Here is a 684-nt window from a genome sequence, read left to right as displayed (position 1 = left end):
GCAATGATTTCCCTCCACGGCCTGCGGATTTTCCTCGACGAGACCTACGAGATGATCATCGACCGGCTGGAGGTGATGCCGCCAATTCTGGAGATCGTCGGTCTTGAGTCCGACGATCTCCCGAATCCATCGACGTTGAATAAGTGGCTTGATAAGATCGTGATGCAGGTCTGGCGAGTGCTGCTGCGCCACTCGGCGCAGCTGCACGAGCCATCCCCTCACGTGGCCGTCGACGCGACCTACTACGAACGGTCACCGGCAAGCAAACACTACTGCGACCGCACAAATTACCGGGTTCAGACGGTTGAAGCGACGAAACTCGTCGATACTGAGACGCAAGCGATCTTAGACGTTCATTGTACGACTACCCGGGAAGGGAGTGACGCGGAGGTGTGTGCGCAACTCGCCCGCCGGTACGCGGGCGAGTTGCAGACCCTTGCCGCAGACAAGGGCTATGACAGCCAGCCAATGCGCGAGACGCTCCGAGAGATGGGCATACGTCCACTCGTGAAACATCGCGTCTTCGCACCGTACGACCACGCGCACAACGCACGGATCAACGATGAGTTGTACAACCAGCGGTCAATGACTGAGACAGTGAACTCCTCGGTCAAGCGCTCGTACGGCTCCGCCGTCCGAGCGCGTGAATGGTACCGTGAGTTCCGTGAGATCGTCCTGATGTGT

1 protein-coding gene is annotated in these 684 nt (G+C 58.6%); it reads left to right on the top strand.

What is annotated here, in order from left to right; all coding sequences use genetic code 11:
• A partial coding sequence (locus IEX72_RS15055) for an IS5 family transposase (RefSeq protein ID WP_188788810.1) occupies positions 1 to 684 on the top strand: 684 nt, incomplete at both ends.

It is taken from the genome of Halobellus salinus (assembly GCF_014646875.1).
GTDB lineage: Archaea > Halobacteriota > Halobacteria > Halobacteriales > Haloferacaceae > Haloquadratum > Haloquadratum salinum.
Note: the sequence above shows the minus strand (reverse complement) of the source record. Positions and strands in the feature narration are given on the sequence as shown.